Origin of the sequence: Micromonospora gifhornensis, from assembly GCF_016863515.1 — a bacterium.
Lineage (GTDB): Bacteria > Actinomycetota > Actinomycetes > Mycobacteriales > Micromonosporaceae > Micromonospora > Micromonospora gifhornensis.
Genome location: NZ_BOPA01000024.1, coordinates 61,722 through 88,378, shown reverse-complemented (window position 1 = coordinate 88,378; position 26,657 = coordinate 61,722). Strand labels below are relative to the sequence as shown.

29 protein-coding genes are annotated in these 26,657 nt (G+C 71.6%); 13 read left to right on the top strand and 16 right to left on the bottom strand.

The features are described from left to right. The first annotated feature begins 230 nt into the window (after positions 1-230). Positions 231-1,019, top strand: a complete 789-nt coding sequence (locus Vgi01_RS18035; RefSeq protein WP_102657781.1) for a M15 family metallopeptidase — start codon at positions 231-233, stop codon at positions 1,017-1,019. A gap of 84 nt (positions 1,020-1,103) precedes the next feature. On the opposite strand, the gene Vgi01_RS18030 is transcribed toward Vgi01_RS18035, so the two are convergent. The 3 genes from Vgi01_RS18030 to Vgi01_RS18020 form a co-directional block, all read right to left on the bottom strand. Further along, the gene (locus Vgi01_RS18030) at positions 1,104-1,649 is read right to left on the bottom strand and encodes a hypothetical protein (RefSeq protein ID WP_102657782.1); all 546 of its coding nucleotides are present in this window, start codon (positions 1,647-1,649) and stop codon (positions 1,104-1,106) included. Positions 1,650-1,764: 115 nt separating this feature from the next. Then, positions 1,765-2,499, bottom strand: a complete 735-nt coding sequence (locus Vgi01_RS18025) for a response regulator (RefSeq protein ID WP_373306990.1) — start codon at positions 2,497-2,499, stop codon at positions 1,765-1,767. Beyond that, a complete protein-coding gene (locus tag Vgi01_RS18020) occupies positions 2,475-3,716 on the bottom strand; it encodes a sensor histidine kinase (protein WP_102657783.1) in 1,242 nt (413 codons plus the stop codon). Before Vgi01_RS18020 ends, Vgi01_RS18025 begins: the two co-directional genes overlap by 25 nt. Before the next feature lie 133 nt (positions 3,717-3,849). Between Vgi01_RS18020 and Vgi01_RS18015 the strand changes: the two genes are divergently transcribed. Genes Vgi01_RS18015 through Vgi01_RS18005 form a run of 3 tightly spaced genes read left to right on the top strand, consistent with a single transcriptional unit; the run spans position 3,850 to position 6,301 of the window. Beyond that, positions 3,850-4,821, top strand: a complete 972-nt coding sequence (locus Vgi01_RS18015) for an ABC transporter ATP-binding protein (RefSeq protein ID WP_204291797.1) — start codon at positions 3,850-3,852, stop codon at positions 4,819-4,821. After that, positions 4,818-5,603: an ABC transporter permease subunit gene (locus tag Vgi01_RS18010; protein ID WP_204291796.1), complete on the top strand. Its 786-nt coding sequence runs from the start codon at positions 4,818-4,820 to the stop codon at positions 5,601-5,603. Before Vgi01_RS18015 ends, Vgi01_RS18010 begins: the two co-directional genes overlap by 4 nt. Further along, entirely contained in the window at positions 5,600-6,301 is a 702-nt protein-coding gene (locus Vgi01_RS18005; RefSeq protein ID WP_204291795.1) for a YqeB family protein, read from the top strand. The genes Vgi01_RS18010 and Vgi01_RS18005 overlap by 4 nt, the downstream gene beginning before the upstream one ends. 95 nt (positions 6,302-6,396) lie before the next feature. Here the strand turns inward: Vgi01_RS18005 and Vgi01_RS18000 are convergent, their stop codons facing one another. The 6 genes from Vgi01_RS18000 to Vgi01_RS17975 form a co-directional block, all read right to left on the bottom strand. Then, positions 6,397-8,007: a M28 family metallopeptidase gene (locus tag Vgi01_RS18000; RefSeq protein ID WP_204291794.1), complete on the bottom strand. Its 1,611-nt coding sequence runs from the start codon at positions 8,005-8,007 to the stop codon at positions 6,397-6,399. A gap of 232 nt (positions 8,008-8,239) precedes the next feature. Beyond that, a complete protein-coding gene (locus Vgi01_RS17995; protein ID WP_204291793.1) occupies positions 8,240-8,890 on the bottom strand; it encodes a 4Fe-4S single cluster domain-containing protein in 651 nt (216 codons plus the stop codon). Continuing rightward, positions 8,883-9,929, bottom strand: a complete 1,047-nt coding sequence (locus tag Vgi01_RS17990; RefSeq protein WP_204291792.1) for a ComEA family DNA-binding protein — start codon at positions 9,927-9,929, stop codon at positions 8,883-8,885. The genes Vgi01_RS17995 and Vgi01_RS17990 overlap by 8 nt, the downstream gene beginning before the upstream one ends. Further along, positions 9,913-10,125, bottom strand: coding sequence for a DUF2997 domain-containing protein (locus Vgi01_RS17985; protein ID WP_204291791.1), 213 nt, complete (start codon positions 10,123-10,125; stop codon positions 9,913-9,915). The genes Vgi01_RS17990 and Vgi01_RS17985 overlap by 17 nt, the downstream gene beginning before the upstream one ends. Next, positions 10,125-10,577, bottom strand: coding sequence for a hypothetical protein (locus Vgi01_RS17980; RefSeq protein WP_013731818.1), 453 nt, complete (start codon positions 10,575-10,577; stop codon positions 10,125-10,127). Before Vgi01_RS17980 ends, Vgi01_RS17985 begins: the two co-directional genes overlap by 1 nt. A 28-nt stretch (positions 10,578-10,605) precedes the next feature. Next, complete coding sequence (locus tag Vgi01_RS17975) at positions 10,606-12,252, bottom strand: Ycf46 family AAA ATPase (RefSeq protein ID WP_102657790.1); 1,647 nt, start codon at positions 12,250-12,252, stop codon at positions 10,606-10,608. A 147-nt stretch (positions 12,253-12,399) separates the two neighbouring features. Here Vgi01_RS17975 and Vgi01_RS17970 point away from each other — a divergent pair, with 147 nt between their 5' ends. The 3 genes from Vgi01_RS17970 (at position 12,400) to Vgi01_RS17960 (ending at position 15,362) form a co-directional block, all read left to right on the top strand. Beyond that, the gene (locus Vgi01_RS17970; RefSeq protein WP_204291790.1) at positions 12,400-13,239 is read left to right on the top strand and encodes an aldo/keto reductase; all 840 of its coding nucleotides are present in this window, start codon (positions 12,400-12,402) and stop codon (positions 13,237-13,239) included. A 255-nt stretch (positions 13,240-13,494) separates the two neighbouring features. Further along, positions 13,495-14,508, top strand: coding sequence for an ATP-binding cassette domain-containing protein (locus tag Vgi01_RS17965; protein ID WP_204291789.1), 1,014 nt, complete (start codon positions 13,495-13,497; stop codon positions 14,506-14,508). Continuing rightward, a complete protein-coding gene (locus Vgi01_RS17960; protein ID WP_204291788.1) occupies positions 14,505-15,362 on the top strand; it encodes an ABC transporter permease in 858 nt (285 codons plus the stop codon). Before Vgi01_RS17965 ends, Vgi01_RS17960 begins: the two co-directional genes overlap by 4 nt. A gap of 36 nt (positions 15,363-15,398) precedes the next feature. On the opposite strand, the gene Vgi01_RS17955 is transcribed toward Vgi01_RS17960, so the two are convergent. Beyond that, on the bottom strand, positions 15,399-18,641 hold the full coding sequence (locus Vgi01_RS17955; RefSeq protein ID WP_204291787.1) for an ATP-binding protein: 3,243 nt from the start codon (positions 18,639-18,641) through the stop codon (positions 15,399-15,401). 238 nt (positions 18,642-18,879) lie between these two features. On the opposite strand from Vgi01_RS17955, the gene Vgi01_RS17950 reads away from it, so the two are divergent. Together Vgi01_RS17950 and Vgi01_RS17945 are read left to right on the top strand one after the other, a co-directional pair. Then, entirely contained in the window at positions 18,880-19,755 is an 876-nt protein-coding gene (locus Vgi01_RS17950) for a hypothetical protein (protein WP_204291786.1), read from the top strand. A gap of 127 nt (positions 19,756-19,882) precedes the next feature. After that, positions 19,883-20,269, top strand: a complete 387-nt coding sequence (locus Vgi01_RS17945) for a hypothetical protein (RefSeq protein ID WP_204291785.1) — start codon at positions 19,883-19,885, stop codon at positions 20,267-20,269. 6 nt (positions 20,270-20,275) lie between these two features. Here Vgi01_RS17945 and Vgi01_RS17940 read toward each other — a convergent pair whose 3' ends face one another. Continuing rightward, positions 20,276-21,607, bottom strand: coding sequence for an AAA domain-containing protein (locus Vgi01_RS17940; protein ID WP_204291784.1), 1,332 nt, complete (start codon positions 21,605-21,607; stop codon positions 20,276-20,278). Between the two features lie 135 nt (positions 21,608-21,742). On the opposite strand from Vgi01_RS17940, the gene Vgi01_RS17935 reads away from it, so the two are divergent. After that, on the top strand, positions 21,743-22,063 hold the full coding sequence (locus Vgi01_RS17935; RefSeq protein WP_204291783.1) for a GYD domain-containing protein: 321 nt from the start codon (positions 21,743-21,745) through the stop codon (positions 22,061-22,063). Between the two features lie 58 nt (positions 22,064-22,121). On the opposite strand, the gene Vgi01_RS17930 is transcribed toward Vgi01_RS17935, so the two are convergent. After that, the gene (locus tag Vgi01_RS17930; RefSeq protein WP_239089032.1) at positions 22,122-22,733 is read right to left on the bottom strand and encodes a TetR/AcrR family transcriptional regulator; all 612 of its coding nucleotides are present in this window, start codon (positions 22,731-22,733) and stop codon (positions 22,122-22,124) included. Positions 22,734-22,794: 61 nt separating this feature from the next. Between Vgi01_RS17930 and Vgi01_RS17925 the strand changes: the two genes are divergently transcribed. The 3 genes from Vgi01_RS17925 to Vgi01_RS17915 all read left to right on the top strand — a co-directional run bounded on the left by Vgi01_RS17925 (position 22,795) and on the right by Vgi01_RS17915 (position 25,364). Continuing rightward, positions 22,795-23,697, top strand: coding sequence for an alpha/beta hydrolase family protein (locus Vgi01_RS17925; protein ID WP_204291781.1), 903 nt, complete (start codon positions 22,795-22,797; stop codon positions 23,695-23,697). 74 nt (positions 23,698-23,771) lie between these two features. Continuing rightward, on the top strand, positions 23,772-24,428 hold the full coding sequence (locus Vgi01_RS17920) for a hypothetical protein (protein WP_204291780.1): 657 nt from the start codon (positions 23,772-23,774) through the stop codon (positions 24,426-24,428). 33 nt (positions 24,429-24,461) lie between these two features. Beyond that, positions 24,462-25,364: a cellulose binding domain-containing protein gene (locus tag Vgi01_RS17915; protein ID WP_126711646.1), complete on the top strand. Its 903-nt coding sequence runs from the start codon at positions 24,462-24,464 to the stop codon at positions 25,362-25,364. A gap of 120 nt (positions 25,365-25,484) precedes the next feature. On the opposite strand, the gene Vgi01_RS17910 is transcribed toward Vgi01_RS17915, so the two are convergent. Genes Vgi01_RS17910 through Vgi01_RS17895 form a run of 4 tightly spaced genes read right to left on the bottom strand, consistent with a single transcriptional unit; the run spans position 25,485 to position 26,641 of the window. Further along, complete coding sequence (locus tag Vgi01_RS17910; RefSeq protein ID WP_204291779.1) at positions 25,485-25,874, bottom strand: GIY-YIG nuclease family protein; 390 nt, start codon at positions 25,872-25,874, stop codon at positions 25,485-25,487. Positions 25,875-25,884: 10 nt separating this feature from the next. Beyond that, the gene (locus tag Vgi01_RS17905; protein WP_204291778.1) at positions 25,885-26,136 is read right to left on the bottom strand and encodes a hypothetical protein; all 252 of its coding nucleotides are present in this window, start codon (positions 26,134-26,136) and stop codon (positions 25,885-25,887) included. Next, positions 26,136-26,390 carry a DivIVA domain-containing protein gene (locus tag Vgi01_RS17900; RefSeq protein WP_204291777.1) on the bottom strand — a complete coding sequence of 85 codons (255 nt, stop codon included), beginning with the start codon at positions 26,388-26,390 and terminating at the stop codon, positions 26,136-26,138. The genes Vgi01_RS17905 and Vgi01_RS17900 overlap by 1 nt, the downstream gene beginning before the upstream one ends. Further along, positions 26,387-26,641: a hypothetical protein gene (locus Vgi01_RS17895; protein WP_204291776.1), complete on the bottom strand. Its 255-nt coding sequence runs from the start codon at positions 26,639-26,641 to the stop codon at positions 26,387-26,389. Before Vgi01_RS17895 ends, Vgi01_RS17900 begins: the two co-directional genes overlap by 4 nt. Positions 26,642-26,657 lie beyond the last annotated feature (16 nt).

Genomic DNA, 26,657 nt, shown 5'->3' with positions numbered 1-26,657 from the left:
GACCAGCTGCGATGTTCCGCACCGGAAGAGCCGCATCGGGCCGTACCGGGGTCGATGTCCGGTTGCGAAAAAGCGACCAATTCTCAGCAAGTCCCGAGGTACAGCGAATCATGAGGACAATTCTTGTTAATAGCCGCGAACCCTCCCGTCGGGTGTCAGGGTGGATCTGCGGGACCACCCTGACCAAAGGCCCGCACGCCACCCCAATCGCTCTTATCGGGAGGACTTCTGTGCGCGTACACAGCTTGAAACGGGTTCTGGTCGCCCTCGCCCTGGCCGTGCCGGGCGCCGCGATCGCCTCCGTGGTCGCCGCGCCAGCGGCCCATGCCGACGCCTGTTACACCTGGGACCGCACCCTCTCCCAGGGGCGTTCCGGCAGCGACGTGCGTGAGCTGCAACTGCGGGTGGCCGGCTGGGCGGGCAACCGCGACATCGTGGAGCTCGACGGCCGGTACGGCCCGAAGACCGCCGCCGCGGTACGCCGCTTCCAGTCCGCGTACGGCCTCACCGCCGACGGGATCGCCGGCCCGCAGACCTTCGCGAAGCTGTACCAGATCCAGGACAACAACTGCACGCCCCGGCACTTCAACTGGGCCGAGATGGACGACGGCTGCGGCCGGGGCGGCTGGACGGGTGGCCCACTGACGACGGCGCAGACCCGGCAGAACGCGTTGCGCACGATGTGGAAGCTGGAGGCGCTGCGAAAGAGCCTCGGCGACAAGCCGCTGATCGTCACCAGCGGCTTCCGCAGCCGTACCTGCAACAGCCAGGTGGGCGGCGCGTCGAACAGCCAGCACCTCTACGGCAACGCCGCCGACCTGATCTCACGGGACCGGTCGCTGTGCGACGTCGCCCGCGCCGCCCGCAACCACGGGTTCAGCGGCATCATCGGGCCCGGCGTGTCGGGTCACAACACCCATGTCCACGTCGACTCGCGGCGGGAGAACAACCGCGACGGGGTCACGAACAACACCTACTGGGCCGCCCCCAACTGCGGCATTCCCGCCGGTAACCGCTGAGGGGAGCGACGCCGGCCCGGGGTCAGGCGGGGGGAACCAACCCGCACCCCGGGCCGGCGTCGTACCGCCGGCGGGCGAGCCCTCTCAACTCGCCCGTGGCCAGCGCGGCGCGGTGGCGGGGGGTGCCACCGGCCGGCCGGTACCGGCGGTGCGGGCGCCGGCCCGAACCGGGGGAGCCGCCACCCGGGGAACCGGGACACGCGCCGGATGGCCGGCGGCGAGGCCCTGGCGTGGCGGATACCCGGCGGCCCGGTCGGCGGTCCGCCCTGGGTGGGAAGCGGTCCGGTCGCCGCCCGGCGGACGCGCCGCCGGGGTACGTCCCGGGTTGGGTCCGTTCACCAGAAACGGGAACGGCACGTGTACGAACGGGTTGCCGTGCCGGATGAGGGCGTCGAGCTGTCGCTCGTTGAGCCCGTGGTTCAGCAGCACCTGTCGACCCCAGCGGTGCAGGCGGCAGGGGAACCGGGATCCGTCGTTGCGGCACAGCGCCCCGGAGGGCCACTCCTCGGCCGCGTGTACCACCACCGCCCGGACCGCCAGCCGGACATCCTCGGGGGTCAGCGGCGTCGGCACCGGCAACTCACCCAGAATCTGATCGATGGGATCCGTCGACTGCTCATCAACTCGCACGGCAGGCCTCCCGCAACTGAGGTGGCGGTGCGCTTGAGCAGCGCACCTCAACCATTGGTACGGCCCCCGGGGCGGGATAGTTCAACGCCGTTCACCGGCCTTGGCCGATTTCGACTCAGACCAGTCCGGCGTCGTGCACGAGCAGCGCGACCTGCACCCGGTTGTTCAGGTCGAGGCGGGTCAACAGCCGGGAGACGTACGCCTTGACGGTGGCGACGCTCATGAACAGCTCGGCGGCGATCTCGGCGTTGGTACGCCCTCGCCCGAGGGCCACCGCGACGGCCCGCTCCCGTTCGGTGAGCCCGGCGAGCAACTGGGCCGCCCGGTCCCGGCGCGGATCGGCGGCGGTACCCGCCGTGACATGCGCGATCAGGGTGCGGGTGACCGTCGGGGACAGGGTCGCCTCCCCCGCCGCCACCCGGCGTACCGCCCGGACGATCTCCGCGGGCGGCGTGTCCTTGAGCAGGAAGCCACCGGCACCGGCCCGCAGTGCCCGCAGCACGTGCTCGTCCGCGTCGAAGGTGGTCAGCACGAGCACCTCGGGCGGCCTGGGCAGTGCCCGCAGCAGCTCGGTGGCGGCCAACCCGTCCAGCCGGGGCATCCGGATGTCCATCAGCACCACGTCGGGCCGGCAGGCCGCGGTCACGGCCATCACCTCGCTGCCGTCGGCCGCCTCCCCGACGACCGTCAGGTCGGGCGTACCGCCGAGGATCATCGACAGCCCGGCCCGGACCAGGGCGTCGTCGTCCACGATCAGGATCCGCACCGGCCGCAGCGCGGTGTCCGGCGGCTCCGACCGGGCCTGCTCGCCCACGCCTCCGCCGGTCACGTCGCCGGCCAGGGCAGCCAGGCGGCCAGGCGGAAATCGCCGCTGCCGTCACGGCCGTGTTCCAGCCGCCCGCCGGCGAGATGCACCCGCTCGGCGATGCCGATCAGGCCGGTGCCGGCACCGGGGATGCCGTCGGCGTCCGGCTCGCCCACCGGCCACCGGTTACGGATCTCCACGCTCAACCCGTCGGCCGGTGCGCCGCGCAGCCCCACCGTGACCGCCGCGCCACGGGCGTGTTTGCGGGCGTTCGTCAGCCCTTCCTGCACGATCCGGTAGGCGGTCCGGCCGGTCGCGGCGGGCAGCTCGTCGGCGGCGGACACCTCGTCGCGCAGATCGACCCGGACCCCGGCGGCTCGGGATTCGGCGACCAGGGTGGGCAGGTCCGCGATGGTGGGCTGGGGGCGTTCCGGTTCCGTGGCGAGCGAACCCTCGGCCCGCAGCACGCCGATCACCTCGCGCAGGTCCTGCAACGCGGCGTGGGCGCTGCTGCGGATCACCCCGGCCGCCCGCGCCACCTCCTCGGCGGGCGCATCGGGACGGAACTCCAGCGCACCGGCGTGCAGGCTGAGCAACGAGATGCGGTGCGCCAGCACGTCGTGCATCTCCCGGGCGATGCGGGTGCGCTCCACCTGCTGGGCCTGGGCCACCCGCAGTTGCTGCTCGGCCTCGGCCCGCTCGGCGCGCTCCCGCAGCGACAGCACCAACTGCCGGCGGGCCCGCACGAACATCCCCCAGGCCAGCACCAGCAGCGTGATCACCACCCCCCAGGTGGTGGTCGGCCAGTACGCCAGCTCGGGGTCGGGACGCACCAGCGCGAAGAACATGTTCGCCACCAGGCCACCCGCGGTGACCGCCAGCGCCACCGCGGTACGCCTGTGCACCACGACCGTGAAGTAGATGACCAGCAGCGAGACCACGGCGGTTATCGAGAACACTGACAGTGGCAGGGTGGCCACGGCCAGCCCGACCGGCCAGCGGCGGCGGAACCAGAGCGCCACCGCGAAGGCCACCCCGATCACCGCGTCCGCGGTGATCATCCACGGGTACGGCAGCCGCTCGGCGTAGCTCGGTTGCGGGGAGGCGGCATCCAGGGTCGCCGCCACCACCCAGCCGAGGGCCGCCACGAAGCAGAGGCTGTCGACCAGCCAGTCCCGGGCCGTACGCCGGGAGTGCGGGCCCGTCGGGTCGAGCGCCCCGGGCAGCAACCCAGGGTGTTCGAGGACGGCGGCGCTGGTCACAGGCGCAATGGTAGGCAGCCGCCGCAGGGCCGACCAGCTACCAAAGTCGAGACCTCGGCGTCGACCTTGGTCGAGGCGACGGCAGACCCTCGGCCGCTGCGCTCGACCGGATGGCCCGGGCAGGCTGACCGGCATGATCGCGGTACAGCAGCTCACCAAACGGTACGGACGGCACACCGCCGTCGACGACGTGTCGTTCCACTGCGAGCCGGGCACGGTGACCGGCTTCCTCGGCCCCAACGGCGCCGGCAAGTCCACCACGATGCGGATGATCTGCGGGCTCACCCCGCCGACCTCCGGCACCGCCACGATCGCCGGGCACCCGTACCGCCACCTGCCCAACCCCGGCCGTACGGTCGGCGTACTGCTGGACGCCTCCGCGCAGCACGCCGGACGGACCGGGCGGGAGGCGCTGGCCCTGTCCGCCGCCACCATGGGCGTGGACCGGCGGGCCGTCGGCGAGTTGCTCGACCGGGTCGGCCTCAACGGGGCGGCGGCCAGGCGCCGGGTGCGGGCGTACTCCCTGGGCATGCGTCAGCGGCTCGGCCTGGCGCACGCGCTGCTCGGCGATCCTCAGGTGCTGGTGCTGGACGAGCCCGCCAACGGGCTGGACCCGGAGGGCATCTTCTGGATGCGCGGGCTGCTGCGCGACTTCGCCGACCGGGGTGGCACCGTGATGCTCTCCTCCCACCTGCTACGCGAGGTGGAGGCGGTCGCGGACCGGCTGGTGGTCATCGGGGGTGGCCGGGTCGTGGCGCAGGGCAGCAAGGAGGAACTGCTCGCCGGCAGCGGCACACTGGTGCGCGCCCGCGACCGTGCGGCGCTGCGCGGCGCGCTGGAGCGAGCCGGTCTGCCGGTCGACGACAGCACCGACGGGCTGCTGGTGAACGCGGACAGCGAGGCGGTCGGGCTGGCCGCCGCCGCGGCCGGGGTCGCGTTGACCGAGTTGCGCCCGACCGGCACCGGTGGCCTGGAGCAACTCTTCCTCACCCTCACCGCCGAGACCGCCACCGGCCCGGCCTCGACCCGGCCCACCGAGGCCGCCACCGGCCCGGCCTCGGCCCGGTCCGCCGCCGTCCCGCCCACCGAGGAGATCGTCCGATGACCGCCACCATCGCCCCCGCCGTGGGCCGGGATGCCGCCGCCGGGCAGCCCCGACCGCCGATGAGCCGACTGACCGTGGTCGAGCTGCGCAAGCTCGTCGACACCCGGGCCGGACGCTGGCTGCTGGTCGCCATCGGGCTGGTCGCCGCCGGCATCATCGCCCTGCAACTGGCGTACGCGCCGGACGACGAGCAGACCTTCGCCAACTTCTTCGTCCCGTCGCTGTTCCCGGTCGGGGTCCTGCTGCCGGTGCTGGGCATCCTGTCGATCACCACCGAGTGGTCGCAACGCACCGCGCTGACCACGTTCGCGTTGGTCCCCCGCCGGGAGCGGGTGATCATCGCCAAGCTCCTCGCGGTGGTGCTGGCGGCGTTGGCCTCGGTGCTGGTCAGCCTGGCAGTCGCGGCCGTCGCGACACTTATCGCCGAGGCGACCGGCGGGGCGGGCACCTGGCGTTTCGACGGGATGCTGATCGCGCACGCCGTCGTGCTCCAGGTCTGCACCGCCCTGATCGGGGCGGGCTTCGGCCTGCTGTTGCTGCACACTCCCCTGGCCATCGTGGCCTACCTGGTGCTGCCGATCGCGTGGTCCATCCTGGGCGCTCTGGTCCAGCCGCTGTACCGCGCCGGGGAGTGGCTGGACACCAACCGGACCATGGAGCCGTTGTTCACTGCCGAGATGACCAGCGGCCAGTGGCAGCGACTCGCGGTGTCGTTGCTGCTGTGGCTGGTCGTACCCTTGGCCGCCGGGCTGGTCCGCACGATGCGCCAGGAGGTGACGTGACGGCGTACGAGGAACCGACGGTGGTCGGCGACGGTGTCGGGGAACTGGTGGTGCTCTGGGGCGGATTCCCGATCGTCGGCGGCGCGGCAGGTGGACTGCTGGCCGCCGGGGCGGGCTGGGTGGCGGGCCTGGCCTGGGCACCCGCCCAGGGCCTGTTCCGCCTGGTCGACGGCCTGCCCGACGGGTACGCCCTGGGCGGCGGCGTGGGGCTGGGAGTGCTGGCCGGACTGGTGGTCGCCGCCATGGGCACCGCCGACCGGGTACTGGTCACAGTAGACAGTGCCCGGATCCGGCTGCGTCACGGTGGCACCGAGCAGGAGGTCACGCGGTCGCGTACCCGGGTGGCGTTCGTCGACGGCAAGGATCTGGTGCTGCTCGACGGCGACGCCGGTGAGCTGGTCCGGCAACGGTCCGACCTGCCGGCCGACCGGCTGGCCGCGGCGTTGAAGGAGCACGGCTGGCCCTGGGCGGACGCCGATCCGCACCGGGACGAGTACCGGCGCTGGGTGCCCGACCTGCCCGGCCTGCCGACCGGCGCGGACGCGCTGCTGCGGGCCCGGCAGGAGGCGTTGGAGCGGGACCGGCGCGACGAGGCTCGGGAGTTGCGCGCGGAACTCGGCCGCTACGGCGTGGTGGTCCGCGACGACGCCAAGCGCCAGTACTGGCGGTTGACCCGCTCGGACCGGTCACCACAGTGACGGTCTGCGCCTAGCGTTACCCGAACGCGTTAAAAAGGGGCCCCTCCTCTGCCGCAGGCGTTAAGAAGGGGCCCCTCCTTTCGAGCTGAGCCGGCCTACTTCCAGTGGTGCTTGTGGCCGTGCTTGTGGTGGTGCTTGTGCCCCTTGCCCTTGCCCTTACCCTTGCCCTTTCCAGGCGCCTTGCCCGGCACGCCGTTCACGGCCGAGGTGTCGAAGGCAAAGGTGATCACCGAGGCGGCGACCGCGTCGGAGTTGACGTCGAGCGCGAACACGTTGACGTTGCCGTGGAGCTTGTACTTCTTGCCCAGCGACTTGTACACCGCCGCGTCGGCCCCGTCGGCGACCGGCGTACGGCTGTCGCAGGCCAGGTGGTAGCAGGGGTCGTAGGCGACTCCCGCCACACCGCCGAAGAGGGCGGCTTCCTCGGCCGTCTTGACGCCTTCCGCCCCGGTGAACAGACCACCGGCGGGGATGTTGACGTCGATGAACGCGCCGTAGTCCGAGCGACCGGTGAAGTCGGAGGCCACCGTGGGCAGCTTCCGGGAGGCGAAGAACTTCTCGAAGACCTTCTCGATCTGCGCCGAACCCTCCGGCCCCGGGCCGGAACCCTCCTGCGCCGAGTCGTCACCGTCGTACACCCCGAACACGTAGTTCGGCGAGCCGATCATGTCGAAGTTGAGGTAGAGGGCGATGTCGGCGACCTGCTGCTCGCTCAGGCTGTCCACGTAGTACTGCGAGCCGATCAGACCCGCCTCCTCCGCGCCCCACCAGGCGAAACGGACCGCGTTGTACGGCTTGACCTTCGCCATCTGGAGCGCGACCTCCAGCAGCGCGGCGCTGCCGGTGGCGTTGTCGTTGAAGCCCGGGCCGGCCGGGTCCGAGTCGAGGTGCGCCCCGGCCATGACGACGTTGTCGGTGCGGCCGTGCTTGCTCTGGGCGATGACGTTCTCGGTGCTGCGGATCTCCGAGGTGGTGTCGGCCTCGATCCGCAGGGTGAGGCCCGGTGTCGTCGCGAACTGCGCACCGGTGTCGTAGGACACCGAGACCGTCGGGATGCCGACCGGGGCGCCGAGGGTGCCGGCGAACAGGTCGTAGCGGTCGGCGTTGGCCTCCGGCGTACCGTTGCCCTGGTTCATCACGATGGCGCCAATCGCGCCGGCGGCCTCCGCGTTGACGACCTTGTCGCCGAAGGCGCAGGTGCCACGCTGCAGCAGAGCGATCTTGCCGGCGACGTCCACGCCGGCGAAGTCGCTTGCCTCACAGCCCGACGTCGACGCGCGCGGCGGGTCGAGGGCGAGGTCCACCGGGACGACGAGGCCCTGGGCGACGCCGGCGCCGGAGTAGTCCATCAGCGTGTAGTCGACCCCGTCGACGTACGTGGTGGCGGTCGGCGCCACCTGCGCGAACGACGAGCCGAACTCCTCGTAGAACGCGAAGTCGAACTGCTGCCGGCTGACCTGGTAGCCGGCCTTCTTCAGCAGCCCGACCACATAGTCGGCGCTCGCGTCGTAACCCGGGGTCCCGGAGGCGCGGGTGTTGTTGTTGGCGTTGGCGATGTCCTGGAACTTGTCGAGGTGCTTGAGCACCCCCTTGACCGTCACCGCCTTGGTCAGCTTGTCGACGGTGTTGTTGTTCGGGCTGGCCTGCGCCGGGCCGGCCAGCGCCATCGTGCCGAGGAGAGTGCTGGCCGCGATAGCGGCGACCACCCGCCTACCTGAGAAAGGCACCACGATGTGCCACGTCCTTCCTCTGTGGATATCCGGCTCCCCGCACCCCCGTGCGCCGGATTGTTCGTCAATCCTGCTGCACCGGGGCGGCACCGCAAAGCACCTGTTCAGCCGAGTCACATAGACGTTCGTCCCAGGCACTCATCTGCCCCGATGACTGCTCCGGAGTGACGGTATCCGATGTCACCGATCGGCGCAGGTCAGCGCCGGTTCACCGGTGTGAGGCCCGCAGACCCGCCAGCAGTTCGTCGAGGGCGTCCGGGTCGGCCCACCCGTTCACCGCGACCCGCCCGGCCGGGTCCACGGTGATCTCGACCCGGTCGGGGTTCGCCGGCAGCTCGTCCAACAGATCCGGGAACCGGTCGCTGAGCACCACGAACTCCTGATTCGTGGAGCCCACCCACGGGCGGCGGATGTCGATCCGGTCCGCCTGGAACGGGCCGGCCACCAGCAGGTCGGTCGCCGCGAGCAGCGCGGCGACGTCGGTACGTCCGGCGTCCACCGCCGCATCCAACTGCGACCGGGTGTAGCCGGTGAAGGTCATCACCGAGCGTCCGGCCGCCCCCACCTCGGCGGCCACCCGGGCCAGGGCGGCCGCCTGGTCGAAGGGTTCGCCGCCCAACAGCGTCAGCCCGTCGGTGCCGGCGTCGAGCACCCGGCGGGCCAACTCGTGCGGCGCGACCTGCTCGCCGCCCCGGAATCCCCACAGGTGCGGGTTGAAACAGCCGGGGCAGCGGATGGCGCAGCCCTGCACCCAGATGGCGGTCCGCTCGCCCGGTCCCTCGGCTCGGGTGGCGGCGAGGAACCGGGCCAGGGCAACCGTCTCCGCCGGGCCGCGCGGGATCGCAGGGGGCTCAGACATCCAGTACGCGCCCCTGCGGCGGTTGTCCTGGCGTGGGTGGTGCCGGTGGTGCGCACACCAGACGGTCCCGCAGTCGGGCGTACTCGTGCGGGGCAAGTCCGGCGGCGGCGACGAACTCCGACAGGCTGCCGAATCCCCCGCGCCGGTCCCGCTCGGCGAGCACCTGCCGGGCACGCTGCGGATCGAAGCCGGGCAGCCCGGCGAGGTCGTCCAACCCGGCGGTGTTCACCTCCACCGGCCCGGTGTGCGCCACCTGCGGTCCGGCGGCGTCCACCGGCTGGCCCGGCACCGGTCCGGCGCCGAAGTGGTCCGTCGACGGCAGCGGCGGCGGATAGGCCGCGAAGGTCGGGTCCCCGGCCGAATACGCCGGGGCGGTCGGCAACCCCGTGGGATATGTCGGGGCGGTCGGCTGACTCGGCGGATACCACGCAGCGGTCGGGCTGGCGGGCGGGTAGGTCGGCGCGGCCGACGGATAGGCCGGAGAGGAGGGCGGGTAGGCCGGCGAGGTCGGGTGGGTGGGCGGCGCGACCGAGTTCACCCTCGGTGGTGGCGCGAGGGTGCCGGGCGGGTAGCCGCCGATTCGCTGTTCGTACCAGGGACGGTAGCCGGCCCGGTGGCTCAGCCAAGCGGAGTTGATCAGGCAGGCGTGCACGATGCCGGCGATCCAGACGGCCAGCATGAGACCCACCATCCAGTCGGACAAGGAACTCTCCGAGCCGGACGCGCCGGTCAGGACGAACGCCGCCCAGCCGACCACCAGATAGCAGCAGCCCGCGAGCCACCAGGCCGGCCGACGGGCCCGCAGACCCACGTAGAGGAAGCCGAACCCGCCGAGACAACTGAGGCCGAAGATCGGCAGCAGCAGCCACCAGCTGTGCCGCAGCCGCCAGCTGAACTTCGCTGCCGGCAACGGCTCCCCGACCGGCATGAGCCGCGCCGCCGGGTGGCCGACTCCTCCCGGCCCGGCCGGCGGGTGACCGGTGGAAGGCGCGTACCCCTCGGAGGGCGGCCACCCTCGCGGGTCATGCCCGCTCGACATCGTGCTTCTCCTGGCGCAGGACCGTGGCGGTACGGGCGTGGTCGGCGGTGAAGGCGCTGTGCAGCGTACGGGCCGCCAGCAGATCCTCCAGCACGTCGACATAGTCCAGGCACTTGTCGCCGAAGATGTCGTGCGTCTCGGCGCTCACCTCACCCGAACTGCTCACGGTGATCACGATTCGCGGTCGCTCGGCCATCAGGACCGCCCCTCGACGGCGAACACCAGCCGTACGCTGTCGTCCTCGACCACCTGTTCGGACTCCAGCCGCAGCCCGGCGGCGGGGGCCTGCTGGCGCAGCCGCTCCAGCACCGCCCGCTGGACCTGCCGCCCGTACGCGACATCGATGGCCCGGACCACCTCGACGGCCCGCTGCTCGTCGACCTCGCCGGCGAAGTGCGCCGTCCAGATGCCGTCGGCACCGCGCTGGAACCTGGCCCGTACGCCCGTCCACTCCGCGGTGATGGCGTCCTGGTCGACGCCGACCACCGCGGCGGTGTCGTGCAGCGCGGCGGCGAGCAGTGTCTCGTCGCGCATCCGGGTCTGCACCTGGCAGACCACCCGGCCCTGCCCGTCGCGTCCGGCTGAAACGCCCTGCGCCGCCGCCACGGCCGCCACGGCCAGCGGCAGCAGTACCAGCGAGATGCTCATGATCGGTCTCCCGTACTCGGCATGGCACTCAGAATTCCACCGCTCGTCCACCCTGCCCGCGCGCAGCGGGCGGGGCGACGGGCGGGGGGACCTCGTCGCGGGGGCCGGACCGGGCGCCACCGTCCCAGTCCTCGGCGGCGGTGGCGGCGACGGCCCGGGTGTCGGCCCAGGTACGCAGGGCGTCGATCCGCTCGGCCTGGGTGACGCTCAGCGGCACCATGCTCACCACCGACTGGGCCAGGTCGTCGCGGCGCAACGGGCGACGCTCGGAGAAGGCGTCGAAGAGCCCGCCGACCACCGCCTGCTCGATCTCCGCCCCCGAGTAGCCCTCGCTCAGGGCGGCGAGTTCGGCGAGCAGCGGTTCGTCGAGGGTCAGCCCACCGGCGACGGCCGGATTGCGCAGCCGTCGGGCGAGGTGAACCCGCCAGATCGAGGCCCGTTCGGCGCGGGTCGGCAGGTCGACGAAGAAGATCTCGTCGAAGCGCCCCTTGCGGAGCAGCTCCGGAGGCAGCGCCTCGATGTTGTTGGCGGTGGCGATGACGAAGACTGACTGCTTCTTCTCCTGCATCCAGGTCAGGAAGGACCCGAAGACCCGGGTGGAGGTGCCGGAATCGCCGGTGCCACCGGCGAAGCCCTTCTCGATCTCGTCGATCCAGAGCACGCAGGGGGCGCTGGCCTCGGCCGTACGGATGGCGGTGCGCATGTTCTGCTCGCTGGAGCCGACGAGCCCGGCGAAGACCCGACCGATGTCCAGCCGCAGCAGCGGCAACCCCCAGGCGGCGGCGATCGCCTTCGCGGTCAGCGACTTGCCGCAGCCGGGCACCCCGGTGATCAGCACGCCCCGCGGCGCGGGCAGCCCGTACGCGGCCGCCTCCGCCAGCCAGGACCCGTCCCGCTTGGCCAGCCACCGCTTGAGGTTCTCCAACCCACCGACGTCGTCGAGGTCGACGTCGGCTTCGACGAACTCCAGCAGCCCCGACTTGCGGACGGTCTGCCGCTTCTCCTCGTGCACCACCTCGAGGTCGTGAGCGTCGAGCATCCCGTCGTTGACCATCGCCCGGGCGAAGGCGTTCTCCGCCTCGTGCAGGGTGAGCCCCAGGGCCGCCTTGGCGAACCGTTCCCGACCGGGCTCGTCCAGCACCATCTGGATGCGTCCGTTGGCGGCGTTGGCGGCGATCATCGCGTCCAGCACCTGCCGGATCTCCGCCTCAGTGGGCAGCGGGAAGTCGACGATCGTCACTTCCTTGTCCAGCTCGGCCGGGATGTGCAGCACCGGCGAGACCAGCACGAGGGTGCGCGGCACCGGGCCGGACTTGAACGCGGCGACCAGATCCCGCAGCCGCCGGATCAGGCCGGGACTGCCGGGTCGGCCGTCGGCGCCGAGCGCCGGATGCAGGTCCTTGAAGATCAGTACGCTCGGCTGGTCGACCCGCAACGCGGCGTCGAGCGCGGCCTCGGGATCGGTGGTGCCCTGGCGAGGCGTGCCGTCGGGCGTCACCAGCCCGGTGGTCAGCGACCAGGTCCAGACAGCGCGGGGCGTACGCACCGCCCTGGCGTCCCCGGCGATGGCGCAGACCTCGGCGACGACCCGCTGTTCCTCGGAGGACTCGACGTAGAGAATCGGAAACCGGGCCTTGAACATCTGGGCCAGCGCATCGCGGAACGCAATTACCACGCCGCATTTCCTCCCCGCAGAGCACCGCCGACGAGGGCAAACCATAACAGCTCTCACCTGTGCCGATACTCGGAAGTAACTCCGCCAGCGGCATCGACAGCGGCGGGTCGACGTGCGAAGTTCGACGTCAACGGGTAAGCCGATGCGATGGCGAACACCATTCCGACCGTCACGCTGAACGACGGCAACACCATCCCGCAGCTCGGCTTCGGGGTGTTCCAGATCTCCCCGGCCGACACCACCGAGGCGGTACGCCGCGCGCTGGACATCGGCTACCGGCACATCGACACCGCGCAGGGTTACGGCAACGAGGCCGAGGTCGGTCAGGGCGTACGCGCCGCGGGGCTGGCCCGCGAGGAGGTCTACCTCACCAGCAAGCTCAACAACAACGCCCACCGTCCGGCGGACGCCCGCGCGGCGTTCCAGGCGTCGCTGGACGCGCTGCGCACCGACTACCTCGACCTGTTCCTGATCCACTGGCCGCTGCCGACCCGCCACGACGGTGACTTCGTCTCCACCTGGAAGGTGCTGGAGGAGTTCAAGGCCGACGGCCGGGCCCGGTCCATCGGGGTGTCCAACTTCCAGGTGCCGCACCTGGAGCGGCTGGCCGCCGAGACGGAGGTGGTGCCCGCGGTCAACCAGATCGAGGCGCACCCCTATCTCAGCAACGACGAGGTGCGGGCGTACGGCGCGAAGAACGGCATCGTCACCGAGGCGTGGTCGCCCATCGCCCAGGGTGCGGTGCTCGACGACCCGACCATCACCGACATCGCCGCGCAGCTCGGCCGCACGCCGGCCCAGGTGGTGCTGCGCTGGCACATCCAGCGCGGCGACGTGGTCTTCCCGAAGTCGGTCACGCCGACGCGGATGGCGGAGAACTTCCAGATCTTCGACTTCGCGCTGGACGAGGCGACCATGGAACGGATCACCCGGCTGGACCGGGGTGAGGACGGACGGACCGGCCCGCACCCGGACACCTTCGGGTAGATGCCGAGCTGACCTCGAGGTTGTTCGCCGGCCGCCGCTAGATCGGATCTAGCGGCGGCCGGTCGCCGTCTCGCGCCAGTAGGGCGAAGCTGGCTACAACCACCGCCGGCCGCCATCGTTGTAGCAGTGGTCGGCCACGCTGCGAACTGTCGTACGCGTGCGCTGTGGTGGGGCAGCATGCGAGTCGCGCGTACGGGCGTACCGCCGGTGCTCTGGCGACCCGCAGAAGTCCCGGACGGAAGGAAGAACAAGATCATGAGTAGACGCGCCACCGGCCTCGCCATCGAGGCCGCGGGGCTGACCAAGTCGTTCGGCGAGACCCATGCGCTCGCCGGACTGGACCTGGCGGTGCCCGCCGGTGCCGTGTACGGGCTGCTCGGCCCGAACGGTGCCGGCAAGACCACTGCGGTGCGGGTGCTGGCCACGCTGCTGCGCCCGGACGGCGGGCAGGCCCGGGTCTTCGGCCACGACGTTGTCGGCGAGGCCGACGCGGTCCGCGCCCGGGTCAGCCTGACCGGCCAGTACGCCTCCGTCGACGAGGACCTGACCGGCACGGAGAACCTGGTTCTGCTGGGTCGTCTGCTCGGTCTGAACAGGGCGGCCGCCCGGGCGCGGGCCGAGCAGCTGCTGGAGGCGTTCGGGCTGACCGAGGCCGCCGGTCGGCAGGTCAAGAAGTACTCAGGCGGCATGCGGCGGCGCATCGACATCGCGGCGAGCATCCTCAGCACACCCGACCTGCTGTTCCTCGACGAACCGACGACCGGGCTCGACCCGCGCAGCCGCAACCAGGTGTGGGAGATCGTCCGGGCGGTGGTGGCCCACGGCACCACCGTCCTGCTGACCACCCAGTACCTCGACGAAGCCGACAAGCTGGCCAGCCGGATCGCGGTGGTCGACCACGGCCGGGTGATCGCGGAGGGCACCCCGGGCGAGTTGAAGTCGTCGGTCGGCTCCGGCACCATCCACCTACGCCTGCGGGACGCGGCGAAGCGGCCGGACGCCGAGCAGCTGCTGCGGACCACCCTCGGTGTGCCCGTGCAGCTGGATCCGGATCCGGTGGCGATCACCGCCCGGGTCGGCGGGGACGGCAGCGACCTCGACGCCGGTGCCCAGGCGGCCCGGGCGCTGGGCGAGCTGTCCCGCGCCGGGATCGTGGTGGACGACTTCTCCCTCGGCCAGCCGAGCCTGGACGAGGTCTTCCTGGCCCTGACCGACCGTCCCGCCGTGCCGGCCGAAGCCGAGCCGGAAGCCCTGGAGGCAGCCCGATGAGCAGCGACACCGCCACCTCGAGCGGCCGGGCGCCGTCGGTCTACGTGCCGTCGACCGAGGCGTTGGCGACGATCCTCGCGCCGGGGCAGCGACCGCCCCGACCCAGCCCGCTGGCGGCGTCGCTGGCGTTCAGCTGGCGCGCCCTACTCAAGATCAAGCACGTGCCGGAGCAGCTGTTCGACGTGACGGCGTTCCCGATCATCATGGTGCTGATGTTCACGTACCTGTTCGGCGGGGCGCTCGCCGACAGCCCGCGTGACTACCTGCAGTTCTTCCTGCCGGGCATCATGGTGACAAGCGTCGTGATGATCACCATGTACACCGGGGTCGGGCTGAACACCGACATCGAGAAGGGCGTCTTCGACCGGTTCCGGACGCTGCCGGTGTGGCGACCCGCCGCGCTGGTCGGCATGATCGTCGGGGACGTGCTGCGCTACATCCTGGCGGCGGTGGTGATCCTGAGCGTCGGGCTGGTGCTCGGCTTCCGCCCCGACGGTGGGGTGCTCGGCGTACTCGCCGGGATCGGCCTGCTCGTGGTCTTCTCGTTCGCGTTCTCCTGGGTGTGGACGTTCTTCGGGCTCATCCTGCGCAGCGAGAAGTCCGTGATGGGGGTCAGCATGATGGTGCTGTTCCCGCTGACCTTCCTCAGCAACGTCTTCGTCGACCCGTCGACCATGCCGGGCTGGCTCCAGGCGTTCGTCAAGGCCAACCCGATCACGCACCTGGTGTCGTCGGTGCGCGCCGCGATGGGCGGTACGACGGACGCGTCGAGCATGACCTGGATGGTGGTGTGGAGCGCCCTGTTCATCGTGGTCTTCGGCACCCTGACCATGTACCGCTACAACCGCCGCTGAGCAGCACCCGTGCCGTGGCGGGGACCGGCAGACCGGTCACCGTCGCCACGGCACGGGTTCGGTGGGCTGGTAGCGGCAGGCGGCACCTGTGGAGACGGTCTGACGCAGGTGCGCGGCGAGCGGCGGGTGTTGCTGGTCGAGCCGGCGCAGCGTGTCCCGGATCCGGGCGGTGACGGTCTTGCGGGCCCGTTCCGCCTCGTCGCCGAGACGGCGGTTGCGTCCGGCCAGACCGGCAGCCGAACGCAGTTGGCCGATCAGGGCCCGCCGCTCGTCGTCGAGGGTCGCCACGCGCGCCGTGTCGTCCCGCATCGCCGCCCGGTCGATCTCGTCGTCGAGCAGCGCCAGGTGCCGCCGGTACCGGTTCCTGGCCTCCTCGTCGAGGATCTCGTCACCGCCGAGCCGGCGAGCGGCGACGAGTTCCGGCCCGGCGGCCGGGTCGAGCAGCCCGACCGCCGGCACGTCGACACCGGGGCAGCCGAGCAGCAGATGCAGGTCGTTGAGCCCTTTGGTGTCCGGCAGGTACGCGGTGGTGCCGCCGTACGTGAGTCGCCAGACCGCCCCGTCACGACAGAACTCGTACGCCGGGGCGGTTGTCGCCCCACCCGACTCAGGCTCGGGCAGGGATCCACCGGCCGGCGCCGGAGCTGAGCCGACCGGTGTGGGGTCGGCCAGTCGGGCGAGCACCTGCCGCATGTCGAGGCTGCGGGCCTCGCGCTCGGCTTCGCGGCGTAGGCCGACGGCGACCGCCGAGTCGCCGGGGCCGTCCCGGGCGACAAGCGCGTCGGCCAGTGCGGTGCGGGCGATCAGCGACCAGGGCCGGGAACCCATCCGGTCGGCGTTGTCGCGGGCGGCGGTGAAGCCGGCCACGGCGTCGTCCCAGCGCTTGTCGGCGGCGTCGACCACGGCCAGCCAGTGGTCGACCGGGCCGCTGATGTCGCAGCCGTACACGGCGACCAGCCACTGCCCCTTGTACGGCAGCAGGGCCTGACGGGCAGCCTCGCAGCGACTCGGGTCAGCCACGGTGACCTGAGCCTGCAGTCGCAGCCACAACGGCAGGATCACCGACGGGTAACCGGCGTCGCCGGTCTGGCCGTCCGGGACGCCACCCGCGCCTGCCCGCCGCGCGGCGATCCGGGCGGCGGTGCGGTGATCGCCGCGTTCGGCTGCGGTGACCGCCTGGAGCAGGTCGAGGAACCGGTGCTCGGTCGGATCGAGCCCGTCGAGCACCGCCTGCGCCTCGTCGAGGCGACCACGCAGCAGCGCCAGCGACCAGAGCAGGTGATGACCGATGAACAGGTGCTCCTCGTGATCGGAGTCGTCGAGGCTGCGCAGTTCGGCGTAGCAGGACTCGGCGCCCGCGAAGTCGCCCCGGAAGGCGCTGACGATCCCGCTGTCGATGTTGGTTGCCATCCGGTGCCGGACCGTGCCGATCCGCCGGCCGGCGGTCACGAAGGCGGCGAGCTCGTCCAGATAACGCGGATCACCGAGTTCCAGTAGCGCGACCCAGCGCAGCGAGGTGGCCCAGAGCGGACCTTCCTGGTCACCGGAGCGGCGGGCCACCTCGCGGATCTCGGCGGTGAGCGCGGCGCGTCGGGCCGCCGTCCCCGGCCCCCAGGCGGCGTCGTGGCGGGCCCAGAGGCTGACGCTGAGCGCGTCGTCGTCCTGGGTGCGTCGGGCAAGCTCCTCGGTGGCACTGATCAGGCCGGCTTCCAGGGCCGCGACCGGCACGTCGGCCACCGGCTCCCCGACGAGCCGCCGGTACGCCTCCCGCACCAGCGCCTCCGTGTCGGTCTCCGACCGCCCGTTGAGTTGACAGTGCCGGTGGACGCTGAGCGCGAAGCGGGCCAGCAGCGCCGGTTCGTCGACCGCCAACGCCTGCACGGTGGTCTCGGCGAGCAGTCGACTCGCCTCGGCCCGGTCGCCGGTGTGGTAGAGGCGGTCGGCCAATTCGATCATGATGCGTACCCGCTGCACCTCGTCCCGGCTGACCACCAGCGCCCGGCGCAGGTGCACGGCCGACTCGTCCAACGCGAGCCGGCAACTGGCGTCGCGGGCGGCGGCGATCAGCAGGTCGGCGCAGCGGTACGGATCGAGCCGGTCACCGGCCAGCCAGGCGTGCCGGGCCAGGTCGGCGGGAACCAGCCGCTCGGCGAGCGCGGCGTGCTCGTCGACGGCGCGGACCACGGCCGCGTGGTGCTCCTTGCGATCGTCGTCGGCGAGACCCTCGTAGAGCGCCTCCCGGACCAGGTCGTGGGCGAAGGCGTACCCACCGTCGGGCTGGGCGAGCACGAGTCGGGCGCTCACCGCGACGTCGAGCAGCTGGTCGAGTCGGGTCGGCGGCAGCCCGGCGCCGGCGGCGAGGACCGCGCGGTGGAACTCCCGGCCCAGCACCGCGGCGACCACGAGCGCGTGGACCACGGCGTCCGGCAGATGATCCAACCGTCTGCGCACCACCTCCCGGACACCGGGCGCGATGCCGCTCGACGCGCCGTCGACGTGCCAGAGCCGAGCGGTCTGCTCGACGAAGAACGGGTTGCCCCCGGTGCGCCGGTAGACGTCGTCGACGCAGTCGGAGGTGGGTTCCTGCCCGGTGATGCGGGCGATCAACACCCCGACCTCGTCCCGGGACAGGCCGGTGAGGGTGATCGTGGTGGCCTTGGCGGTCAGCGACATCAGCAGCGGGCGCAGCGGATGCTGACCCGCCTCGACCTCGGCGTCCCGGTACGTGCCGACGAACAGCAGCCGCTCGAACCAGGTGTGCTGGGCGGCGAACTGCAACAACCGCATGGACGCCGCATCGGCCCAGTGCAGGTCGTCCAGGACCACCACGACCGGCCGACGTTGGGAGACGGCGACCAGGGCGGTGGTGACCGCGTCGTAGAGCGCGAACGCCTCCTGCTCGACCGTGTCCCCCTCGCGCGACCCGCTCACCATGCGGTGGCCGGCCGGCTCGCCGTGCAGCAGGGCCAGGGCCGGCTCGGCGGACTCCCGGGCCACCGGCCAGTCGGCGGCCGACCGACGCAACCCCCGCAGCACCTGCAACCAGGGCCAGTAACCGGGGGCGCTCGCCGAATCCCAGCAGGCGGCACCGAGGACAAGCGCGCCCTGCCGGCGAGCCTCCTCGGCGACGGCGGTCACCAGCGTCGTCTTGCCGATGCCCGGTTCACCGCCGACCAGCACGAGACCGCCGTGACTGGCGGTGGCGCGGTCCAGCTCCGCCCGGAGCAGGCCGGCCGGATGTTCCCGCCCGATCAGCATTGCGCCGGACTGCGTCCCCATGGAAACCGACGGTATCCGACCGGGCCGACATCGCGGCGCTCCGTTCGGCCGTCCTGCGTCATGTACCGACCCGGTGTCTGCCGGCCTGCGAAGGCGGCGGGTGGGCGTCGTCCGCCGATCCGGTGCGAGCTGCGACATCACCTCAAACGCGCCACCGCCGCAACGGTCGGGACCTACCGTGGTGGTGGGCGGCGCGTCCCACGCGTCCGGTAACCGTTCAGGCGACACGGGGGTGTCCATGCGGCGACCGAAGCGCGGCCCGGTCTTCGAGACCGAGCTGTGGCTACGGCAACGTCGGCGTCGATGGCGGACCCGCAGGGAACGCGCCGACGAGCGCCGCACCCGACGGCGCGTCGACGAACGGACCGCCCGTGCGCCGCGCTGGCGACGCGATCACCGGGGCCTGTGGTGGGTGACCGTCGGCGGTGCCACCCTGCTGGTCCTGTGGTTGCTGTTCTCGCTGACCGGGGCGGTGATCAAACACGATCCGCTCGGTGACTACGGGCCCTCGAACTGGTGTACCGGCTCGGGCGCCAGGCCCTACTACTGCGGGCAGGTGCACGATTTCGTCAAGGGTCTGCTCACCGCGGCCCTCGCCGTGGCGGTGTTCCTGTTCTGGCGATATCGCCGGGTGCTGGGGTCGTATCGGAAGCAGGCCCGCCACAACCAGCAGCTCGCGGTGCCGAGCGCTGAGCAGGACGTCCGCGACATCGAGGTGGTGGGCCGGGAGGACCTGTGCCAACTGATGGTCCGGCGGGTACGCGATCCGCACAACCGTCGGCCGCTGCTGCTGGTGGGCAGCATCGGCACCGGCAAGACCACGACGCTCGTCAAGCTCGCCGAGATGCTGATGGACGTCGGGGTGGTCCCGGTCGGCGCTCACCCTGCTGGCCCTGCCCGAGAACCCCGCCGAGCCGCTGGGCGAGGTCGGCCGGCACGGGTCCGATCCGCGTGGCCTGGTCGACTACTGGCTCGCCATCGCCGGCGGTGGGACTGCTGCCCCACAGCCGGGCAGCGGATCGACGCACCCGCTGGTACGGACGGTCGCGGACGAGTGTGTCGCCGCGCTGGTCGACCGGCACCCGGAACTGCACTGCTGGGTCGACGAGCATGAGATCGTCGGCCGGGTCGGCTCGGCCAGCCCGCAGCCGGCGATCCGTCGTCAGCAGGCGTCGTGGCTGCCGCCGTCGCACGGTTGGGCGGTACTGAAGCCGCGAGCCCAACGCCTGCTCGCCGACGTCATGCTGCTGCTCAACCTCGCCGACCGGGGTACGGACGACGCCGAACGCACCCGCCGGCTCGGCCGGTCCAGCCGCTCGGACCTGCCGCCGTGCCTCACCATCGACCGCACCGCCATGCGCGTCAATCTCACCCGCCGGCAGTCCCGTGACGTCCAGCCGGGTGCGACCTGCATCGACGACTGCCCGTTCCGGCTCTGCCCGCTGCCGCCCCGGGGCGAGGAGCTGTCGTACCAGATGGACGAGGCATTCTGCGCGAACCAGGCCGATCTCGTCGGGCAGTGGCAGCGGCCGTCCTACTGGGCCTGGTGGCAGAAGGTGGACGGGGAGGAGCTGCGCATCTTCTGGCGGGACATGTCCGAGCGGATGATCCCGGCCTGGCGGAAGTAGCCCCCCTCACCGCCCGGCGGGATGGGTCACGTCGGCCAGGTGGGCCAGGATGGCCTGGTTGGCCTCCCAGCCGTCGGGGAACTTCACCGGCACGTCCAGTTGCGGCACGTCGGTCGACGGGTGGGCGTCGAGCAGTTCACCGATGCCGGCCCGGGCCACCACCACGCAGGCCTGCCGGTGCCGGGAGGCGAGCACGCAGAGCCGCCCCGACTCCAGGTGGAAGGCGGTCGCGTCGCGTCGGCCGGAGAGCGGGTGCAGCACGATTGTCATGTCGTACTCCCGGCCCTGGAGGCGGTTGGCGGTGTCGACGGTGATGCCCGCTCCCGCCTCGCCCAGCTGGGCCCGGATGGCCGCGACCTGGTCGCGGTGCGCGGCCCCCACGGCGATCCGGTCCGCGGTGACCGGCGCGCCGTCGGGTGCCTGCTCACAGACCGCGACCGCGCCACGCGCCAGCACCCGCAGCGCGAGCGCGGCGCACGCGGCGGCGGCCTCGCCGTCGGTACGCAGCGTGTGCCGCGCCGGCAGCTCGTAGAGCGCCCAGCCGGTGTCGGTCGCCAGCTCCACCGCCCGGTCCACGGCGTCACCGCGCCCGGCCCTGGTGAGCCGCAGGGCCCGGTCGGCGGAGGCGGTGCCGGCCCGGAAGCCGCTGAACGGGTAGAACGCCGTCGACACCACCGGGGCCGCCGAGGCGGGCAGCCGCCAGGAAACCGGCAGCCGGTGCACCGGCAGGTGCGGGTTGTGCCGCAGCAGCACCGCCACCGCCGACTGCATCGGATCCCAGGTCAGCCCCGCCCACCGGCCGACCTCCACTGTGGAGAACGGGTCGAGCTGCCCCGGATCCCCCACGAACAGGGCCCGTTCGAACCTGCCGGCCACTCGCAGCAGGGCGTCCGAGCGCATCTGGTACGCCTCGTCCACGATCGCCCACGGCCAGCGACCCTCGGTGACCGTGGCCCACTTGGCGGCCGTACCGATGATGACGGCCGAGGCAACCAGGTCGGTGACCTTCGCGGCGACCCGGACCTGCTCGTGCGCCCGCACCCGGGCCGACGGTCGGTAGTCACCCGCGGAGAGCCGCCCGACCCGCAGCTCGGGTGCCTTGCGGGCGAGCCGGTCGATCAGGTCGTCCACCTGCTCGTTGGTCTGTGCGATGACCATGAGCGGCTCGCCGGTGCCGGCCAGCTCCACGGCGGCCCGCACCACAAGCGTCGACTTGCCCGCCCCGGGCGGCGAGTCGACCACCACACCCCGATGCTCCCCGGAGCGCAGGTCGGCCAGCACGGCGGTGATCACCCGCTCCGCCTCGACACCCGGCGGCACGTCCCACTCGGCCCGCATCCTCGCCCACCTTCCGACCGACTCCTGCCCGCACCATAGTCAGCGGCACCGACATGACCGGGTCCACCAGCGCCTGCATAACCGCCGACGCAGCGGGTAGGCGCGTCGCCGAACCAGGCGGAAGGCGGTGCCGGGATGGCGAAGTTCCTGCTCACGACGACCTACACGGGCGGCGGGCTGGAAGGGCTGACCGCAGACGGCGGGACGGTACGCGTCGAGGTCGTCCGGGCGCTCGTCGAGAACGCCGGTGGCCGCCTGGAGGCCCTGTACTTCTCGTTCGGCCAGTACGACACGTACGTCATCTGCGACCTGCCCGACGAGGTCACCGCCACCGCCGTGGCGATCGCGGTGCGGGCGGGCGGCCTGGTGAACGCGCGCCTCATCCCGCTGCTCACCCCGGAACAGGTCGACGCCGTCGTCAACCTGCCCGTCGCATACCGACAACCCGGACATTGAACCCGCTGCAGATCCTGGTACGAGGCCCTGCGAGGGCGGTCGTACCAGGATCTGCGCGTCAGGTGTGCAGCCCTCTGATCAGGATGGCGACCAGGGGGCGGGGGTCGTATCGGGGGTCGGCGCCGATGCAGAGGTTGCCGATGCCGCGTAGCAGGGCGAACGGCTCGATCGGGGTGATCTGACCGGCGTCGACGGCGGCGTCCAGCAGCAGCGTCACCGCGGGGATCAGGTGCTCCAGGAAGTAGGCGTGCAGGGGCTCGAAGGCGGCGGCGTCGGAGCGCATCGCCTCGGCGAGGCCGTGCTTGGTGATCAGGAAGTCGACGAACAGGTCGACCCAGGCGGCGAGCGCGTCGTGCGGGGTCGGGCCGGTCGCCAGCAGGGTCGGGGCGGCCTCGGCGCAGGCCTGCACCTGGTGCCGGTAGACGGCCACGATCAGATCGGCACGGGCCGGGAAGTGGCGGTAGATCGTACCCACGCCGACACCTGCCCGGGCGGCGATGTCACGGACCGGGGCATTGACCCCGGCGTCGACGAAGGCGGCGGCGGCAGCCTCCAGGAGCGCCTGCTTGTTGCGCTCGGCGTCCGCCCGTTTGCGCGGGGGCGATGAGTCGGTGTTGCGGGCCGGCACGGTCCTGTGGCCTCCGTCACGATGACTGAGCAAACGGAACATGGTTCCGTATCGTCTAAACGGAACGATGATCCGCTTACCTCTCTGCTGAGGAGTAACAGTAATGAGCATCCCCCAGCACCTGCCCAGCCCGGTGGTCTCGGTACGCCCCGTGGTGCTGCCGGCACCGGCCCGGGGCACCGACCTTCAGGTCCGCATCACCGCCCCGATCTCCGGGAGCGGGCTGCCGATCATCCTCTTCGCCCACGGCTTCGGCGCCGACATGGACAGGTACGCACCGCTCGTCGATCACTGGGCGGGCCACGGCTTCGCCGTCATCCAACCCACCCACCTCGACGCGCGGACCCTCGCCATCGGCCCGGACGACCCGCGGTACCCGGAGATCTGGCGCATCCGGGTCACCGACCTCACGCAGGTCATCGACTCGCTGAAAACGATCGAGGCAGCCGTCCCCGGCCTGGACGGACGACTCGATCACCAGCGCATCGCGGTCGCCGGCCATTCCTGGGGCGGCCAGACCGCAAGCATGCTGCTGGGCGCCCGGGTTGTCGACGCCGACGGCCTACCCGGCGAGGACATGACCGACCCACGGGTCACCGTCGGCGTCCTGCTCGCCACCACCGGCACCGGCGGCACCGACCTGTCCCCGTTCGCCGCCGAACACTTCCCCTTCATGAGCCCCGACTTCGCGGGCATGACCACGCCCGCCCTGATCGTCGCCGGCGACCAGGACGACTCACCGCTGTCGGTACGCGGACCCGACTGGTTCACCGACCCGTACCACCTCAGCCCGGCACCGAAGAGCCTGCTCACCGTGGTCGGCGGCGAACACTCGCTGGGTGGCGTCTCCGGCTACGGCGTCACCGAGACCACCGACGAGAGCCCGGAACGGGTCGCCCTGATCCAGCGGGCCACCACGGCGTACCTGCACAGCGCCTTCAACCCGCAGGACCCGGCCTGGTCGACAGTCGATCCCGGCCCGCTGGGCCAGATCGAATCCCGCTGACCCGTCGCCGCGTCGCTGGTGATCTCGGCTGTTCCGCCGATGAGATTCCCCAGCGACGCGGCGACGATCAACCGATGCGACCAGAGCACCCGCAGCACGTACCCGATCGCGTCGGCCCGTCCGGCGTCGAGGGCAGGTGGCAGGTCGCCCGCTGGCGGCGCGCCCTGGCGGTTCCCGCACCGCTGATCGCGATGGTTCTCGGCGCCGCGATGGCCACCCAATGGGAGGTCGGCGGCGGCCGAGACATCTGGTCCCTACCCGCTCCGGCGCGATGGATGGCCGAGAACCTCCAGTTGTTCGCGGGGTCGGAGCCGGCGTGGATCTGGCGCGGGCCCTTCTTCGTCTCGATGCTGCTGACGCTGCCGCTCGTCTGGACGGTGACCCGCCACGCCACCGCGACACCTCGACGCCTCACCAGGTACGGGCTCCTCGCCGCGACCATCGCGATCGGCCTCGAATACAACAGCCCCGGGTACGGGTGGGTGTTCGACCTCGTGGCCCTGTTGACGGCGCTGGTGGGCACCGTCTGGTGCGGAGTGCAGGGGCTGCGTCGCGGGGTGCTGCCACGCCGGGTCGCGTGGGCGCTCGTCGCCGCACTGCCGCTGACGCCGCCGGCGGGCTTCCTCACGTTCTGGTACCTGCCGCCCGGCCTGACCATGGGCATCCTGCTCGCCTGGGCGGCTGCCGCCATCGCGGACGGTCGCAACGAGCGCGACACCCCTAACCATTGATAAACATGCATGTAAATCTCTAGCATTCTCACCATGCGTGCTCGTCGCTTCACCCTCGTCGCGTTCCTCGCCGCCACGCTGGGGCTCACCGGCACGGCCATCGCGTACGCGGCCGACGACCCGGTCATCCTCACCACCCCCGGTGCACCGGTGGTGGTGACCAACGAGCCGCACCTGCTCACCCTGAGCTGGGCACCATCGACCTGGATCGGCGAGCCCGGCGCGACGCCCATCCGGCACGAGGTCCGGGCGTGGCTCGGCCCCAACACCTACCGCAGCCTCGGCACCACCACCGGCACCGAGCTCACGCTCACCGACCTGGCACCCGGCACCGAATACCGGCTCACCGTCTGGGCCTCCACCAACGGCGGATACTCCCTCGACTCACCGCAGATCCCGGTGCGCACCGCGTACGGCAAGGCCAGAGTGAGCTACCACAACATGGACTGGTCACCCACCGACAACCAGATCCAGCACGCCCTCCAGATCGTCAACACGGGCACCACCCCGCTGGACCTGACCGAGGTGCGGGTGCGTTACCACGTGACGTTCGAGGGCGGGAACACCTCACTTGTCACCAACTGCGACTGGGCCGCGATCGGCTGCGCCAACGTACAACGCCACGTCCAGTTCTTCCCGCTGCCCCAACCGCCACCGCCGCCGACCCGCACTCCGACCCCGACTCCGACTCGGACGGTCCTGCCGCCGCACGGTACGTCGATCCCCGGCTGGATCGAGCTGACCTTCGCCAGCGGGACACTGGCCCCCGGCGCCTCGACCGGCCCCATCCAGCTACGCCACCACCGCCAGAACTGGACGGCCATCGACGAACGCGACGACCCCAGCTGGCAGCAGAGCACCGGCGGCTGGACCGAGAACAGCCGCATCACCCTCGACGTCAACGGCACCCGCGAATACGGCGACACCAACGCCTAAACCGCTCCGCCCAAGGCGGTACGGCCGCACGGCCCGTAGCGCTGATGGTGCCGGGTGCCCGCCGTAGATCTTGGTACGAAATCGCCCTTCCGGGGGCGGTTTCGTACCAAGATCTGTGCTTCAGACGCGGCGGTTGGGGATCTGCCGGTTGAAGCGCGGGGTCAGGGCCAGCACCAGGGCGTCCTTCGTACCCTCCGGGTTGTCGGTCTCCAGCCAGCGGACCTCGCGGCGGCCCAGCCAGGCGGCGATGTCGTCCGCCGTCGCCACCGGCCCCCGCCGGTCGAGGTGCTGTCCGACCTGCTGGTGCAGCACGGACGACTCCCGGTTGCCGGTCAGATGCTGCCGAAGCCGGTTGCGCAGGTTGCCGGTGCGACCGACGTAGATGACCGTGCCGCCGTCAAGCACCACATGCACGCCGGGAGCTGACGGAGCACTGCCGGCAACCTCCCTTGTGTACGGTCGGGGTGCGGTGAAGCCGGACAACAGGTCATCGATCGAGGAAGCGGACATGCGCCGGAGGCTACTCCGGCACGGTGACGCAGAGTCCGTCGTGCTGATCGCGGCGTTGGCAGCGGCCGGGTCCGTCGCCCCGGGCGTCACACCACACTCGGGTACGCAGGAACTGCTTGTCCTCTTCACTCAGGGTGGTCTCGCCGAAGTCGACGACGGTGACGTGGCCGAGCGAGTCCCGTAACGCGACCGCCAGGTCGACGGCCTCGTCCAGGCTGGTCAGCGTGGTGGGCAGGTGGATGATCCAGCGTGGTGCGCTCATCACCGCCCACCCTGTGGCTGATCTGTCGGGTGGCGGCAGGCGTTGTGCCGGGACTGCCACTGCCGCAACGCCTGCCGGATCCGTTCGGCCTCGGTGTTCGCGGTGACCACCTCCCGCTGCAACCGCGCCATCTCGTCGGCCACCCGACCGAGCAGTGCCTCGACCTGCCCCGGGTCCCATCCCCGCCACCGACGGTCGAACGTGGCGGCCCGTACCTGATGCGGATGCAGCCGATCCCCACTCGCGTAGATCATCGTCGGGGTGCTTCCTGCTCAGCGATCAGCAACCGCACCTGCCGTTCGGTCAGGCCACGCTGGTCCACCACCCGCTGCCCCCACCGGTGCAGCCGACACGGATGCGGTGCGCGGTCGTTACGGCACCGCAGCCCTTCCGGCCACTGCTCCGCAGCATGCACACTCAACGCCCTCACAGCGAAGCCGACATCCTCAGCAGTCACATACGGCGGCAACGGCAACTCGCCGAGCACCTCGTCGATCGAATCCATGTCCCTCCCTGAATAG